The following is a 14,512-nucleotide window of genomic DNA, read 5'->3' on the forward strand; positions in this document are numbered from 1 at the left end:
ACAATGGCTGACGCCCGAAGCGTGTTCGCGTTAACATTCCGCCACCCGCCACGACACCCTATGGACAGGCTTGGCCGATGGAACGCTGGACCCCTTACCTGGACATGCAGTTCAGCTTCGACCGCCCAGGCTCGCTGGCCCAGGCGGGCGTCCTCGACAGCGCCGCCAGCCAGGTCATGGGCAGTGCGATCGGTCACTATCGCGCCCACACCGTGCGCGCACACCTGCAGTACTTCGACTGCGACCTGCAGTTTCCCGAGCCGCTGCGCATCCACAAGGTTTTGCCCGACAGCCTGTGCCTGGTGCACATGCTCAGCGGCCAATGGCAGCACCGGGTCGACGGCCGACTCAACCACTACCTCAGCGGCAAGACTCACGCGCTGGGCCTGAGCGAGCACATGGAAGCCTTCGACCAGCTACCCGCCGACAGCCACGCGCGTATGGCCGGGCTGCGCGTCGGTGCCGACTACCTGCGCGAACTGGCCGAGCAAGACCCACACCTGCAACCCCTGCTCGGGCTGCTCGCCGACGGCATGCGCTTTACCGATTTCGAGCGCTGCCCGGCGCTGGGTCGCCTGCTGCTGCAGCTCTATCACTCGCCCTACCACGGCACGCTCAAGCGCCTGCACCAGGAGAGCCTGAGCCTGGGGTTGCTGGTGGAACTGGCCGTGCACCTCGGTGGCAGCCCACAGGCACCTACGCCGACGGTACGGGGTCAACGGGACCTGGCCCACGAAGCACGGCGCCTGCTCGACCTGGACCTGGTCGATCCGCCCGGCAGCCTGGCCCTGGCCCGGCAACTCGGGGTGGGCGAAACCACCCTGCGCCGCGCGTTCGCCAAGGTGTTCGGCCAGTCGATGCTGCAGTACCTGCGCCAGCAGCGCATGGAGCTGGCCCGCACGCTGCTGCTGCAACGCAAATGGCAGGTCGCGCAGATCGCCTATCGCCTGGGCTACGCCAACCCGGCCAATTTCAGCAACGCCTACAAGGCCTACCACGGGCATCCGCCAGGTATGGAGTGATTGCCCTGCGCTGTGAAAGCTGTGAGCTGTTGTGAATCGTTGTGAAGCCTCACAGTACTAGCCAATTGCCCATGCTACCGTCCGGAGCCGTCATCAAGACGACCCTTCATTTCCGTTTCGGGAGCAGCGCCAATGTCTACCATCACACCCGCTGGTGGCGGGTCCAACACGCCAAAAGCCTCGAGCTCGGCCTTCGACAACCGCCTGGACACCGCCAAGTCGAGCCAGGTGATCGCCGACTACATGCGCCAGACCGGCAAGTCGGCCATCACCAAGGACGAACTCGACAAGCTGGCCGACAACAAGTCCGGCAATGTACCGGCCAATGTGTCGGATGCGGCGAAATACATGCAGCGCCACCCGGATGTGTTCACCGCCATCGAAACCCATGACGTCCCCGGCGCCGACAACCTGTCCGGGGTGTGGAACTTCGACTGGGCGGCCAAGGGCGGCCTGGCCGGCACCCCGACCGACGCCATCGCCAAGATGCAGGAAACCTTCGACCTGGCGATCGAGAATTCGGCAAAGATCACTGAAGTGACGACAGGCAAGAAAGCCGAGCTGGATGCGACCAAGCAGCGGCCGAGCAACTGATTCAAGGCGGTATGCGGGTTCTCCCCTGCTGCCGCTCAGTACCGTATGGGGACAACGGTGTTGTTCAAACTCTAAAAGCCAGCCCGCCCCCACAGGGATTGGGCTGGCTCCCAGGGATGCCCCCATCGCCTATCAGTGCTTGATCATCACATGCCGAATGGCCGTGTAATCCTCCAGCCCATACATCGACATGTCCTTGCCATACCCGGACAGCTTCACACCGCCATGGGGCATCTCGCTGACCAGCATGAAATGGGTGTTCACCCAGGTGCAGCCATACTGCAAGCGCGCCGCCAGCCGGTGCGCGCGGCCAACGTCCTGGGTCCACACCGACGACGCCAGCCCGTAGTCCGAGTCGTTGGCCCACTCCAGCGCCTGGGCCTCGTCAGTGAACTCGGTCACCGACACCACCGGCCCGAAGATCTCGCGCCGCACCACTTCATCGTCCTGCTGCGCGCCCGCCAATACCGTCGGCTCGAAGAAGAACCCCGCCCGGTCGGCACGCTTGCCGCCCGTGGTGACCTGGATATGCGGCACCTGCCGCGCCCGCTCGACGAAACCGCTGACGCGCTCCAGGTGCTGTTGGGTGATCAACGGCCCCAGTTCGGTCTCGGGATCGTCCTGCTCGCCAAGACGAATGCTCGCCACCGCAGCCGTGAGCTTGTCGACGAACGCCTGGTACACGCCCTTCTGCACATACAGCCGGCAGGCTGCCGTGCAATCCTGCCCGGCGTTGTAGAAGCCGAACGCGCGGATACCTTCGACCGCGGCATCGATGTCGGCATCGTCGAAGATGATCACCGGTGCCTTGCCGCCCAGCTCCATGTGCATGCGCTTCACGGTGTCGGCGGTGCCGGCGATGATGCGGCTGCCAGTGGCCACGGAGCCTGTCAGCGAGACCATGCGCACCTTGGGATGGGTGGTGAGCGGCTCGCCTACGCTCGGGCCCCGGCCGAACACCAGGTTGACCACGCCCGCCGGGAAGATGCCCGCGATCAGCTCGCCCAGGCGCAGGGCAGTCAGCGGCGTCTGCTCGGACGGCTTGAGCACCACGGTATTGCCCGCCGCCAGGGCCGGGCCGAGCTTCCAGGCGGCCATCATCAGCGGGTAGTTCCAGGGCGCGATCGAAGCCACAACACCCACCGGGTCGCGGCGGATCATCGAGGTGTGCCCCGGCAGGTACTCACCCGCCGCCGAGCCTTGCAGCACACGGCTGGCGCCGGCGAAGAAACGGAACACATCGGCCACTGCCGGCAACTCGTCGTTCAGCGCAGCCTGGTAGGGTTTGCCACAGTTGTTCGACTCCAGCCGCGCCAGTTCCTCGGCGTGCGCATCGATGGCATCGGCCAGCTTGAGCAACAGCAGCGAGCGATCCTTGGGGGCGGTCTGGGACCAGCCTTCGAACGCCGCGTCGGCTGCACGCACGGCGGTGTCGACCTGGGCCGGCGTGGCTTCGGCAATCTCCACCAGCGTGGTGCCAAGCGCCGGATTGAGCACGGCGAGCGACTCGCCTTCACCGGCGACCAGTTGGCCGTTGATCAGCAGTTTGGTTTGCATGAAGCGCTCCTTTTCTCAGGTTCTTGTTCGCGTGTTCACTTGCCGCTGCCGGCAACGCCTTCGCCACCTTTGGTCAGGTAGTAGGCGCCCAGGATCGGCAGCATGGTCACCAGCATCACCAGCATCGCCACCACATTGGTCACCGGTACGTCGCGCGGGCGACCGAGCTGGTTGAGCAGCCAGATCGGCAAGGTGCGTTCGTGACCGGCGGTGAAGGTGGTGACGATGATTTCGTCGAACGACAGGGCGAATGCCAGCATGCCGCCGGCCAGCAGCGCCGAGCCGAGGTTGGGCAGGATCACGTAGCGGAAGGTCTGCCAGCCGTCGGCGCCCAGGTCCATCGAGGCTTCGATCAGGCTATGCGAAGTGCGCCTGAAGCGGGCGATGACGTTGTTGTAGACGATCACCACGCAGAAGGTCGCGTGCCCGACGACGATGGTCATGAAGCCAGGCTCGATGCCCAGGGTCTTGAACGCCGACAGCAACGCAATGCCGGTGATGATGCCGGGCAAGGCGATCGGCAGGATCAGCATCAGCGAGATGCTTTCCTTGCCGAAGAAATCACGCCGGTACAACGCAGCCGCCGCCAGCGTGCCCAGCACCATGGCGATCAGCGTGGCGAGGGCGGCGATCTTCACCGACAGGGTCACGGCATCGAGCACGTCCTGACGGGCGAAGGCCACGCTGAACCAGTGCAGGGTGAAGCCCTGCGGCGGAAAGCTGAACGCAGCGTCTTCGGTGTTGAAGGCGTACAGGAAGATGATCAGGATCGGGAAGTGCAGGAACACCAGCCCTCCCCAGGCCGCAAGCTTCAGGCCCCAGGACGCTTTTTCAGAGTGCATCGAAGGCCCCCAGGCGTTTGACGATGGACAGGTAGACGGCGATCAGCACGATCGGCACCAGGGTGAAGGCCGCAGCCATGGGCATGTTGCCGATGGCACCCTGCTGGGCGTAGACCATGCCGCCGATGAAGTAGCCAGGCGGCCCGACCAGCGACGGCACGATGAAGTCGCCCAGCGTGAGGCTGAAGGTGAAGATCGAGCCCGCGGCGATGCCGGGCACCGACAGCGGCAGGATCACCTGCATGAAAGTCTGGCGCGGCTGCGCCCCCAGGTCGGCCGAGGCTTGCAGCAACGACGGCGGCAGGCGCTCCAGCGACGCCTGGATCGGCAGGATCATGAACGGCAGCCAGATGTAGACGAATACCAGGAAGCGCCCCAGGTTCGAAGTCGACAAGGTGTTGCCGCCCACCCCGGGCACGCTCAGCAGCAGGTTCAGCAACGGCTCCAGGCCCAGGTGCTGGACGAACCACATGGCCACCCCGCCCTTGGCCAGCAGCAGGGTCCAGGCGTAGGCCTTGACGATGTAGCTGGCCCACATCGGCAGCATCACCGCGATGTAGAAGAACGCCTTGGTCTTGCCGCTGGTGTAGCGCGCCATGTAGTAGGCGATGGGGAACGCCAGCGCAGCACTGGCGATGGACACCGCCACGGCCATCAGCACGGTGCGCTGGATGATGTCGAAGTTGGCCGGGGTGAACAGCGCGGCGAAGTTGGCCCAGGTCAGGCTCGGCGTCACCGTCATGGTGAAATCGTCGAAGGTGTAGAAGCCCTGCCACAACAGGGTCAGCAACGAGCCCAGGTAGATCGCGCCGAACCACAGCAGCGGCGGCACCAGCAGCAGCGACAGGTACAGCGTCGGCTTGCGGTAGAGCAGGTTGGACAGCCCGCGCAGGGCGCCGTGACGGGCTTCCGGCGCCGTGGCATCGAGGGTCAGGCTCATCTCACACGCCCTCGCTCAGCGCCACCATGGCCTCGCGTGCCCAGCGGGCGGTGACACGCTGGCCCGGCTGGTGGCTGGCCGGGCCGTCGCCCCACTGGCTGTTGGCCTGGCTCAGGCTCAGGTGCTGGCCGTTGTCCAGGCGGATCTCGTAGCGGGTTGCGGCGCCCTGGTACTGGATATCGTGCAGCAGGCCGCTGACTTCCACTTCGCTGGCTCCCCGTTCGCCCAAGGCGAAGCGGATGTGTTCGGGACGAATGGAGAACGGCCGGGCATCGCCGACCAGTTGGCTGGCGAGCTCGCCGCGCAGCACGTTGGAGGTGCCGACGAATTCGGCGACGAAGGCGGTGGCCGGTTTCATGTACAGGTTGCGCGGGGTATCGACCTGCTCGATGCGCCCTTTGTTGAATACCGCGACACGGTCGGACATCGACAGCGCTTCGCTCTGGTCGTGGGTGACGAAGATGAAGGTGATGCCCAGTTGCCGTTGCAGGCGCTTGAGTTCGCCCTGCATCTGCTCGCGCAGCTTGAGGTCGAGCGCGCCCAGCGGCTCGTCGAGCAGCAGCACGCGCGGGCGATTGACCAGCGCGCGGGCCAGGGCCACGCGCTGGCGCTGGCCACCGGAAAGCTGCACCGGCTTGCGCGAGCCATAGCCGCCGAGGGCGACCATCTCCAGCGCCTGCTCGGCGCGCCGCAAACGCTCGGTGCGGGCCACGCCCTTGACCTTCAGGCCATAGGCGACGTTGTCCAGCACGTTCATGTGCGGGAACAGCGCGTAGTCCTGGAACACCGTGTTGACGTCACGCTGATAGGGCGGCAGGCCAGCGGCTTCGAGGCCATGGATGCGGATGGAGCCGGCGCTGGGCTGCTCGAAACCTGCGATCAGGCGCAGGCAGGTGGTCTTGCCCGAGCCCGAAGGGCCGAGCATGGAAAAGAATTCGCCGTCCTGGATGTCGATCGACACCTGGTCGACGGCCTTCACCTCGCCGAACTGACGGGAGACCTGGGTGAACTGGACGGCTGGGGGCATGGTGGAGGCTCCGGGGTGAAGGGTGGTTTTGTGGTGTCGCTGCCGGCCTCATCGCGGGACAAGCCCGCTCCCACAGGGCTGCAAAGTATCCTGTGGGAGCGGGCTTGCCCCGCGATGAGGCCGGCCCAGGCAAACGCCAGGCCTAGCGCCCGCCCATGATCGCGATGTAGTCCTGGGTCCAGCGGCTATAGGGCACGAACTTGCCACCCTCGGCCTGCGGGGTCTTCCAGAAGGCGATCTTGTCGAACTGGTCGAAGCCATTGGTCTTGCAACCCTCGGCGCCGAGCAACTCGCTGGCCTTGCAGCCCTGCGGCACCGCCGGCAACGAGCCGAACCAGGCCGCCACATCGCCCTGCACCTTGGCCTGCAGCGACCAGTCCATCCACTTGTAGGCGCAGTTGGGGTGCTTGGCATCGACATGCAGCATGGTGGTGTCGGCCCACCCGGTGACGCCCTCCTTCGGGAACACCGTGGCGATCGGCTGGCCCTCGGCCTTGAGCGCGTTGGCCTGGTACGGCCAGGCGCTGGAGGCGGCGACGCCTTCGTTCTTGAAGTCGCTCATCTGCACCGTGGTGTCATGCCAGTAGCGGTGAATCAAGGCGTGTTGCTTGCGCAGCAGGTCGAGCACGGCGGCGTACTGCTTCTCGTCGAGCTGGTACGGATCGCTGATGCCCAGCGCCGGCTGGGTCGCCTTGAGGTAGAGCGCGGCGTCGGCGATGTAGATCGGGCCGTCGTAGGCCTGCACACGGCCCTTGTTCGGCTTGCCGTCGGGCAGGTTTTCGGCCTCGAATACGGCTTTCCAGCTGTCCGGTGCGGTGGGGAATACCTTGGTGCTGTACATCAGCAGGTTCGGGCCCCACTGATAGGGGGTGCCGTAGGTCTTGCCATCGACGGTGTACCACGGCGCGTCGTGCAGGCGCGGGTCGAGGTTCTTCCAGTTGGGGATCAGCTTCGGATCGATCGGCTGTACACGCTTGCCGTAGATCAATCGCAGCGAGGCATCCCCCGACGCGGTGACCAGGTCGTAGCCCCCCTTGGCCATCAGGCTGACCATCTCGTCGGAGGTGGCAGCGGTCTTGACGTTGACCTTGCAGCCTGTGTCTTGCTCGAACTTGCTGACCCAGTCATAGGCCTTGTCCGACTCGCCACGTTCGATATAACCCGGCCAGGCGACGATATCGAGCTGGCCCTCGCCCTTGCCGACTTCCTTCAGGGCTTCGGCGGCCTGGAGGCTGCCACTGGCCAGGAGCGCGGTGGCGAGCCCGCTGAGCAACGCTGTCTTGTACATCGTTCATCTCCCAAATTGTTCTTTCTATTGTCGGGGCAGTATCAAGCGAACAACGTCCCTGGCGGCGCCAGCGGATTCTTGTGTCAGTCGAGCAGCTCGCCGTGACGCGCCATGATGTGGCGCACCACGCTGTAGTCCTGCAGCGAGTCGCTGGACAGGTCCTTGCCATAGCCGGAGCGCTTGAGCCCGCCATGGGGCATCTCGCTGGCCAGCATGAAATGGGTGTTGATCCAGGTGCAGCCGTATTGCAGGCGGTTGGCGATCTGGAAGGCCTTGTCGAGGTTCTGCGTCCACACCGAAGAGGCCAGGCCGTACTCGGAGTCGTTGGCCCAGTCCAGCGCCTGGGACAACTGTTCGAAGCGGGTCACTGTGACCACCGGCCCGAACACTTCGCGCTGGACGATTTCGTCCTGCTGGCGGCAGCCGGCGAGCAGCGTCGGCTGGTAGTAGAAACCGGGGCCCGAATGCACGGCGGCACCGGTCACCCGTTCGATGTGTGGCTGGCCCAGGGCGCGCTCGACGAAGCTGGCCACGCGGTCGCGCTGGCGGGCGCTGATCAGCGGGCCGATCTCGTTGTCGACGTCTTTCTTGCGGGCAAAGCGGATATTGCCCACCGCATCGCCCAGCGCAGCCACCAGCCGGTCGTGGATGCCGGCCTGGGCATAGATGCGGCAGGCGGCGGTGCAGTCTTGCCCGGCGTTGTAGTAACCATGGGTGCGAATGCCCTGCACCACGGCCTCCAGGTCGGCATCGTCGCAGACGATCACCGGAGCCTTGCCGCCGAGTTCCAGATGGGTGCGCTTGAGCGTGCGTGAAGCGGCCTGCAGGATCTTCTGGCCGGTGACGATATCGCCGGTCAGCGACACCATGCGCACCTTGGGGTGGCCGACCAGATGGCTGCCGACCGCCTCGCCGCCACCGCAGACGATGTTCAGCACGCCCGCCGGCAGGATATCGGCCAGCAGCGGCGCCAGCGCCAGGATCGACAGCGGCGTGTGTTCGGAGGGTTTGAACACCAAGGTGTTGCCTGCGGCCAGGGCCGGGGCGATCTTCCAGGCGGCCATCATGAGTGGGTAGTTCCACGGCGCAATCGATGCGACGACACCCACCGGGTCGCGGCGCACCATGCTGGTGTGCCCGGCGACGTACTCGCCAGTGAGTTGGCCCTGCTGGCAGCGCACGGCACCGGCAAAGAAGCGGAACACATCGGCAGTGGCGGGAATATCGTCCTGGCGCGCCAGGTGCAGGGGCTTGCCGCAGTTCAGTGCCTCGAGACGGGCAAGCAGGTCGGCATTGGCGTCGATGGCGTCGGCGATGGCCAGCAAGGTGGCGGCGCGTTGTGCAGGGGTGGTGCGCGACCAGCCGGCAAAAGCGCGCTGGGCCGCCTGTACTGCGCGCTCAAGCTGTTCGAGGGAAGCCTCGCCGACATTCAGCAGCAACTCGCCGGTCGCCGGGTTGACGATGGGCTCGACCAGCCCTTCCCCAGCAACCAGGTGGCCATCGATCAACTGCGCGCTGTACAGCGGAAGACTGGTGGGCATTTTCGGACTTCTTCTTTTTTTCGTGTCGTCGTGCATGGCGCCTCCGCGGTGGGTCGGGCGCGTCCACTTGAAACGAGACTAGGGCCCGACAGCCAGCTTCACAAATTCTAAATATTGAAAGTCTCGTTCGGTTAAATCGATACCTTGCGCTGGCTGCCCTGCCCCCTGGCCAATGTCAGGAACGGGTCCACCAGCGGCGTGCGCGCCGTGCCCCGGCGCCAGGCCAGGCCCACGTCGAGGGTCTCGTTGAGGTCGACCAGCGGGCGGGCTTCGATGATGTCGCCTTCGAGCGACCAGGGGCGGTAGGTCATGTCGGCCTGGATCGACAGCCCGAGCCCCGCCGCCACCAGGCTGCGCACCGCTTCCACCGACGCGGTGCGCAAGGTGACCTTGGGCGTAAGCCCCGCACGACTCCAGATGCGCTGGGTGTGCAGGCCCATTTCATCGGCGTTGAGCTGGATCAGCGGCTCACCTGCCACATCGGCCAGGCTGATGCTGTCGCGTTCGAGCAGCGGATGGCGTGGCGGCAGCCACAGGCGGTGCGGAGAGTGGGTGAGCACTTCGGTCTGCAGGGCGTGGCGGTCTTCGAGGTTGGACAGGATCAGCACGCCGACATCGATCTCGCCGGCCACCAACAGGTGCTCGATGTAGGGGCGTTCGTCCTCCACCACGCGGGTTTGTACGTTGGGGTAGGCGTGCTGGAAGCGGGTGATCAGGTCGGCCAGGTAATAGCCGGCGACCAGGCTGGTGACGCCGATGGTGAGCAGGCCATCGACCTGGTCGGTGCTCTGCTGCAGGCTGCGCTTGGCGTTTTCCACAGTGGCCAGGATCAGGTGCGCCTGGCGCAGGAACTGGTGCCCCTGGTGGGTCAGGCTCATGCCTTTGGCGTGGCGGGTGAACAGGGTCACGCCGATTTCGTCTTCCAGTTGCTGGATCGCCTGGGTGAGGGTCGACTGGGAGATGAACACCGCCTGCGCGGCGGCGGAGATCGAGCCGGTTTCGGCAACGGCGATGAAGTGGCGGATCTGGCGCAGGGTCATCATGCGGAAAAGACCTGTTGTTTTTTCCGCAGTATGGTTTATCGAAGGGGTGGGTGAGCGTTCTTTTTTATCGAACAGGGTTGAGGGCGGTGTTGGCCTTTTCGCGGGTAAACCCGCTCCCACAGCGATCCCTGTAGGAGCGGGTTTACCCGCGAAGAGGCCAGGCCTGGCGGAACTACCCGGCAGTCTTGAAGAAGCCCATCCGGCTGCCCAGCGCATCCGCCAGTTCCAGCAGTTCCTGGCTGTCTCCGGCCAGGCGCGTCGAACCTGCATGGGCATCACGCGAGGAGGCGTGGATGCGATTGATGTCCTGGCTGAGCATGCTCGCCGCCACATCCTGCTGCGACGACGCCGCGGCGATCTGGTTGTTCATCTGGCTGATCGCTGCCACCTCGCGACGGATCTCGTTCAACGAACGCTGCGCGACCTGGGTACGTTCCACCGTGTCCTGCGCCAGTTCGCGGCTGTCGCCGACGATCTGTGCAGTCTTGCCGGCTCCCTCCTGCAGCTTGCCGATCATGCCGCGAATCTCGCGCGTCGACTCCTGGGTGCGGTTGGCCAGCGAGCGCACCTCGTCGGCGACCACAGCGAAGCCCCGGCCGAACTCGCCGGCACGTGCGGCCTCGATCGCGGCATTGAGCGCCAGCAGGTTGGTGCGCTCGGCGATGGAGTTGATCACCTCGATGATGCTCTCGATGGCCTGGCTGTCAGAGGCGACCTGCAACACCGCCTCGGTGGCCGACTCCAGTACCTGGGCCAGTTCGTGCATGGAGCTGGCGGTGCCTTCGACCACGGTCTTGCCAGCGTCCACCTCCTGGTCGGCCGCCTCGGAGGCCCGTGCGGCTGCAGCGGCGTAACCGGCGATCTCGTTGATGGCGGCCACCAGCTGAGACACGGCGCTGGCCATGTGCTGGGTATCGTCGCTCTGCTGCTGCATGCGCCCTTGGTTGGCGGCAGCACCCTGGCTCATGCGGCTGGACGAGGCAACCAGGTCGGTCGCTACCTGGTTGACCTGGGCGATGATCTCGGTGAGGTGACGGTTGGTGGTGCCCAGTGCGCCCATCACGCTGTCCGGGTGCTGGCTGCGCACACTCTGGTCGATCTCGCCACGGGCCAGGCCACGCAGCAATTGCGCCACTTCTTCGGGCTCGGCGCCCAGGGTCGAGCGAATGCTGCGGATGATCAGCAGCGAGGCGCCGACGCTGAGCAGTGCAGCCAGGGCCGCCGCCCAGAGCATCAACCCGGCAAAGCCCGAAGCGCTGTCACGCACGATGCCGATGTCGCGCACCACGTCCTTTTCCTGCAGGTCGATGAAGGCGTTGATGCTGCGCAGCCATTCCTTGTATGCCGGCGCGACCTGGGCCAGCAACAGCGCCTGGGCCTGCTCGAAGTCACCCTTGTGGCGCAGTTCCAGCAGCTGTGCGGTGGCGGCCTGGGCGGTACGCTCGATACCCTGGATCTGCTGCTGCAGGCGTTGCTCGTCGGCGCCGGCCTGGGGCTCGCCGAGCAACTTGGCCAGCGGCACTGCGGAAGTCTGGTAGAAGTCGTCCAGGCGCTTGATGTCCTGGAGGAAGCCCGAAAGCTGGCCGTCATCGTGGGTCAGCACGGCATCGCGGATGGCGATGGCGCGGTCATGCACGCTGCCGCGCAGGTTGATCGCATAGCGCTGCTTGACCGTGGTGTTGCCGCTGACCTCGGTGAGCAGCGCGTCGATCCCGCCCACCCGGTGCACGCCGATGGCGGTGATGACCAGCATCAACCCAACGACCAATGCAAACCCCAGCGCCAACCTCATGGTGATGCTGATTCCTCTGAACATGGTGTCCTCCCCCGAGTGCATAAAAGCTTTTTGCCATCATTTTTTGCATGCTTTATACCCAGAGAATGTGAAGCCTTCTAATCGCGTTGATTGATAGCGACCATGAAATTAAATCATCAGGCCGGCTGCGTGACTGGCACGGGGAGTGGTCGGTTCAGCAGAAGCCCGACCACCACGGCGAACACCAGCGCCGCCACGCCCGCACTGGTCAGCACCGCTTCGAAACCGCCGACGAAGGCCTGGCGCGCCAGCGGCGCCAGGGTGTCGCGCAGACCCGGATCGACCACCGCCAGCGCCGCCGACAGATCGCCCGCCGCGACCCGGGTCGCCATGTCGCCGACCTTGTCCAGTTGCCCCGGCGCCACCCCCGCCACCGCCTCACGCAGCAACTGCCCACTGCGGCTGGCCAGGATCCCGCCCAGCACACCGATGGCCAGCACGATCGCGCCGAAGCGTGTGGTGGTGCTCAACCCCGAGGCCATGCCGGTGCGCTCGCGCGGTACGCAGGCCATGATGTTCTTCTGCGTATCGCCATTGAGCAGCCCAGCCCCGGCACCAAGCACCAGGCTGGCCAGGGCGAAGGCGGCATAACCGCCCTGGGCGGCGGCCACGGCGCACAGCAGGTTGCCCACCCCCACCAGCAACAGGCCGAGGGCGAAGATCCGCGCCGAGCCGAGCCGCGCCGACAGGCGCATGCCCAGGCGGGGTGTCAGCAGCATCGCCAGGGCGAACGGCAGCATGCCTGCGCCTGCAGCCAGCGCCGGGAGCTGCAGGCCGTTCTGCAGGTACAGCGGCAGCAAGGTCATCATCACCTGGGCGCAGGCGGCATAGGCGAACATGCCGAGCAGAGCGCCGATGAAGCGCCCGCTGCGCATCAGTTGCAGGTCGATCATCGGCCGCGACTGGTTACGTTCGACCAGCACGAAGAGGAAGAACAGGAACGCCGCGATCACCAGGCGACCGAGGGTGGGCGCGCTGTCCCAGCCGACGCGGTTGGCATCGATCAGCGCCCAGATCAGGTAGCCCAGCGCACCCGCGAAGGTCAGGCTGCCGAACGGATCCAGGCGGGCGGCGGCGCTGTCGCGCGATTCCTCGACGCTGCGCCGGACCATCACCGCCAGCACCACCACCAGCGGCAGGTTGATGTAGAAGATCCAGCGCCAACCCAGGGTGCTGGCGATCAGGCCGCCAAGCAGCGGTGCGAAGGTGATGGTCGCACCCATGCACGCGCCCCAGAATGCCCAGGCGCGCATGCGCTCCTCGGGCTCGTGGAAACGGTGACCGATGGCCGCCAGCGCGGCGGTGAGCAGCAGCGCCGCACCAAGGCCCTTGGCGGCCCGGGCGAGGTCGAGAAACATCAGTGTCGGCGCGGCGCCGCAGGCCAGCGAGGCCAGGCCGAACACCCCCAGGCCCAGTTGCAGCATGCGCCGCCGGCCAAAGCGGTCGGCCAGGCTGCCGGCCGGTAGCAGGGCGGCGGCGAAGGCCAGCAGGTAGGCGCTGACCACCCATTCGATGTCGGCGAACGAACCGGACAGGTCGCGGGCGATGCTGGGCAGGCTGACTGCGACGATATTGGTGTCGAGGATGATCAGCGCGCACACCGCCGAGGCGGTGAACAGGGTGAAGCGGGCGGATGACATGGTGAGGCTCCCGAAGGGGGGTGATCTTCAGGGCCTCATCGCGGGACAAGTCGCAGCGGCGAACCGCCGCTGCGACTTGTCCCGCGATGAGGCCGGAACAGCCACCACAAGCCTGTCGGCCAAAATCACTTCGCCACAGGCCTTGCAGTGTTGCCACCACCCTACCCTCCCAACGCCCAGCCCTTGTTAGCCGGGCGCCGCTTTGTCATTAGCCTGTAGCTAACGCACCACCACTGGCTTCCCGCCGTTCACGGCGCAACTCGCTGCCCAGCTCCCGCGCCAACGCCACGAAATTCACCGCCTGCGGCGACGGGTTGTCCTGCCGGCACAGCAAGGTAATGGGCGCCGCCAGCCGTGGCCGGGCGTCGCGGATTGGCCGGTAGGCCACGCTGTGTTCGTGAAAGCCGCGCATCGAAGTCGGCACCACCGACACCCCGGCACCGGCGGCCACCAGGCTGACGTTGGTCAGCATGCGCTCGACCTCGAACGCCACCTTCGGCTCGAATCCCGCATTACGACAGGCCTGCAGCAAATTGGCGTACATCCCCGGCGCCCCCGGACGGCGCACCAGGATGAACGGCTCGTCGGCCAGGTCCTTGAGGGCAATGGCCGCACCGCTGTCGAGCAGGCGATGACCGACCGGCAGGGTCAGCACCAGCTCTTCGTTGAGCAACCGGTGATAGGCGATGCCCCGTGGGCGATCGACCGGCGCGCGAAGGATTCCGATATCGACGCTGTCGTCGCTCACCTCGTCGGTCAGCTCGCGGGCGTTGCCTTCGTGCAGGGCGATATCGACGTCCGGGTAGAGATCTCGGTAACGCCGGATGATGCGGGGGATCAGTGGATGAGACGCTGCCGAGCTGGTGAAGCCGACCTTGAGATTGCCTTCGATGCCCTTGGCCGTGCGCGCGGCCTTCTGCGCACCGTTCTCGACCCGTTGCAGGATGTCCAGCGCCTCTTGAAGGAAGACCTCGCCGCCAGCGGTCAGGTCGACACCCTTGGCATGGCGGATGAACAGGTCGAATCCCAGCTCCTGCTCCAGTGCGCGGATCTGCTGGCTGAGCGGCGGCTGCTGCATGTTCAGCCGCGCGGCGGCACGGGTGAAGTGCTTTTCCTGGGCGACCATGACGAAGTAACGAAGGTGACGAAGTTCCATGCAGGCTCCGGGGGCGGGTGGCGAGGGGCATTGTGGCGCATGCGCA

The 14,512-nt window shown here is 65.8% G+C and carries 12 protein-coding genes and 1 pseudogene; 2 read left to right on the forward strand and 11 right to left on the reverse strand.

The genetic code is table 11. From position 1 onward, the window contains the following. Positions 1-77: 77 nt before the first annotated feature. Both AC2CGW_RS05600 and AC2CGW_RS05605 read left to right on the forward strand, forming a co-directional pair. The gene (locus AC2CGW_RS05600; protein WP_186670369.1) at positions 78-1,022 is read left to right on the forward strand and encodes a helix-turn-helix transcriptional regulator; all 945 of its coding nucleotides are present in this window, start codon (positions 78-80) and stop codon (positions 1,020-1,022) included. Positions 1,023-1,154: 132 nt separating this feature from the next. Next, on the forward strand, positions 1,155-1,616 hold the full coding sequence (locus AC2CGW_RS05605; RefSeq protein WP_484573653.1) for a hypothetical protein: 462 nt from the start codon (positions 1,155-1,157) through the stop codon (positions 1,614-1,616). 132 nt (positions 1,617-1,748) lie between these two features. Here AC2CGW_RS05605 and AC2CGW_RS05610 read toward each other — a convergent pair whose 3' ends face one another. The 11 genes and pseudogenes from AC2CGW_RS05610 to AC2CGW_RS05660 all read right to left on the reverse strand — a co-directional run bounded on the left by AC2CGW_RS05610 (position 1,749) and on the right by AC2CGW_RS05660 (position 14,466). Then, the gene (locus AC2CGW_RS05610; RefSeq protein WP_186670367.1) at positions 1,749-3,173 is read right to left on the reverse strand and encodes a gamma-aminobutyraldehyde dehydrogenase; all 1,425 of its coding nucleotides are present in this window, start codon (positions 3,171-3,173) and stop codon (positions 1,749-1,751) included. Between the two features lie 35 nt (positions 3,174-3,208). Next, positions 3,209-4,015, reverse strand: coding sequence for an ABC transporter permease (locus AC2CGW_RS05615; protein ID WP_186711580.1), 807 nt, complete (start codon positions 4,013-4,015; stop codon positions 3,209-3,211). Next, positions 4,005-4,955 carry an ABC transporter permease gene (locus tag AC2CGW_RS05620; protein WP_186670363.1) on the reverse strand — a complete coding sequence of 317 codons (951 nt, stop codon included), beginning with the start codon at positions 4,953-4,955 and terminating at the stop codon, positions 4,005-4,007. The genes AC2CGW_RS05615 and AC2CGW_RS05620 overlap by 11 nt, the downstream gene beginning before the upstream one ends. A 1-nt stretch (position 4,956) precedes the next feature. Further along, positions 4,957-5,982: an ABC transporter ATP-binding protein gene (locus AC2CGW_RS05625; RefSeq protein WP_288374902.1), complete on the reverse strand. Its 1,026-nt coding sequence runs from the start codon at positions 5,980-5,982 to the stop codon at positions 4,957-4,959. 142 nt (positions 5,983-6,124) lie between these two features. Continuing rightward, positions 6,125-7,270: a putative ABC transporter substrate-binding protein YdcS gene (gene ydcS / locus AC2CGW_RS05630; RefSeq protein ID WP_186670359.1), complete on the reverse strand. Its 1,146-nt coding sequence runs from the start codon at positions 7,268-7,270 to the stop codon at positions 6,125-6,127. Positions 7,271-7,353: 83 nt separating this feature from the next. Next, positions 7,354-8,811, reverse strand: coding sequence for a gamma-aminobutyraldehyde dehydrogenase (locus AC2CGW_RS05635; protein WP_238343440.1), 1,458 nt, complete (start codon positions 8,809-8,811; stop codon positions 7,354-7,356). Positions 8,812-8,942: 131 nt separating this feature from the next. After that, the gene (locus AC2CGW_RS05640) at positions 8,943-9,854 is read right to left on the reverse strand and encodes a LysR family transcriptional regulator (RefSeq protein ID WP_186670355.1); all 912 of its coding nucleotides are present in this window, start codon (positions 9,852-9,854) and stop codon (positions 8,943-8,945) included. Between the two features lie 172 nt (positions 9,855-10,026). Continuing rightward, a complete protein-coding gene (locus tag AC2CGW_RS05645; protein WP_484573692.1) occupies positions 10,027-11,088 on the reverse strand; it encodes a methyl-accepting chemotaxis protein in 1,062 nt (353 codons plus the stop codon). A 66-nt stretch (positions 11,089-11,154) separates the two neighbouring features. Beyond that, positions 11,155-11,691, reverse strand: a pseudogene (locus tag AC2CGW_RS05650) (MCP four helix bundle domain-containing protein); the annotation flags it as partial. Positions 11,692-11,786: 95 nt separating this feature from the next. Continuing rightward, entirely contained in the window at positions 11,787-13,310 is a 1,524-nt protein-coding gene (locus AC2CGW_RS05655; RefSeq protein WP_484573654.1) for an MFS transporter, read from the reverse strand. Positions 13,311-13,518: 208 nt separating this feature from the next. Continuing rightward, the gene (locus AC2CGW_RS05660; RefSeq protein WP_186711892.1) at positions 13,519-14,466 is read right to left on the reverse strand and encodes a LysR family transcriptional regulator; all 948 of its coding nucleotides are present in this window, start codon (positions 14,464-14,466) and stop codon (positions 13,519-13,521) included. Positions 14,467-14,512: the final 46 nt, after the last annotated feature.

The sequence above is a fragment of the Pseudomonas sp. SYWMCR5 genome (assembly GCF_057197165.1).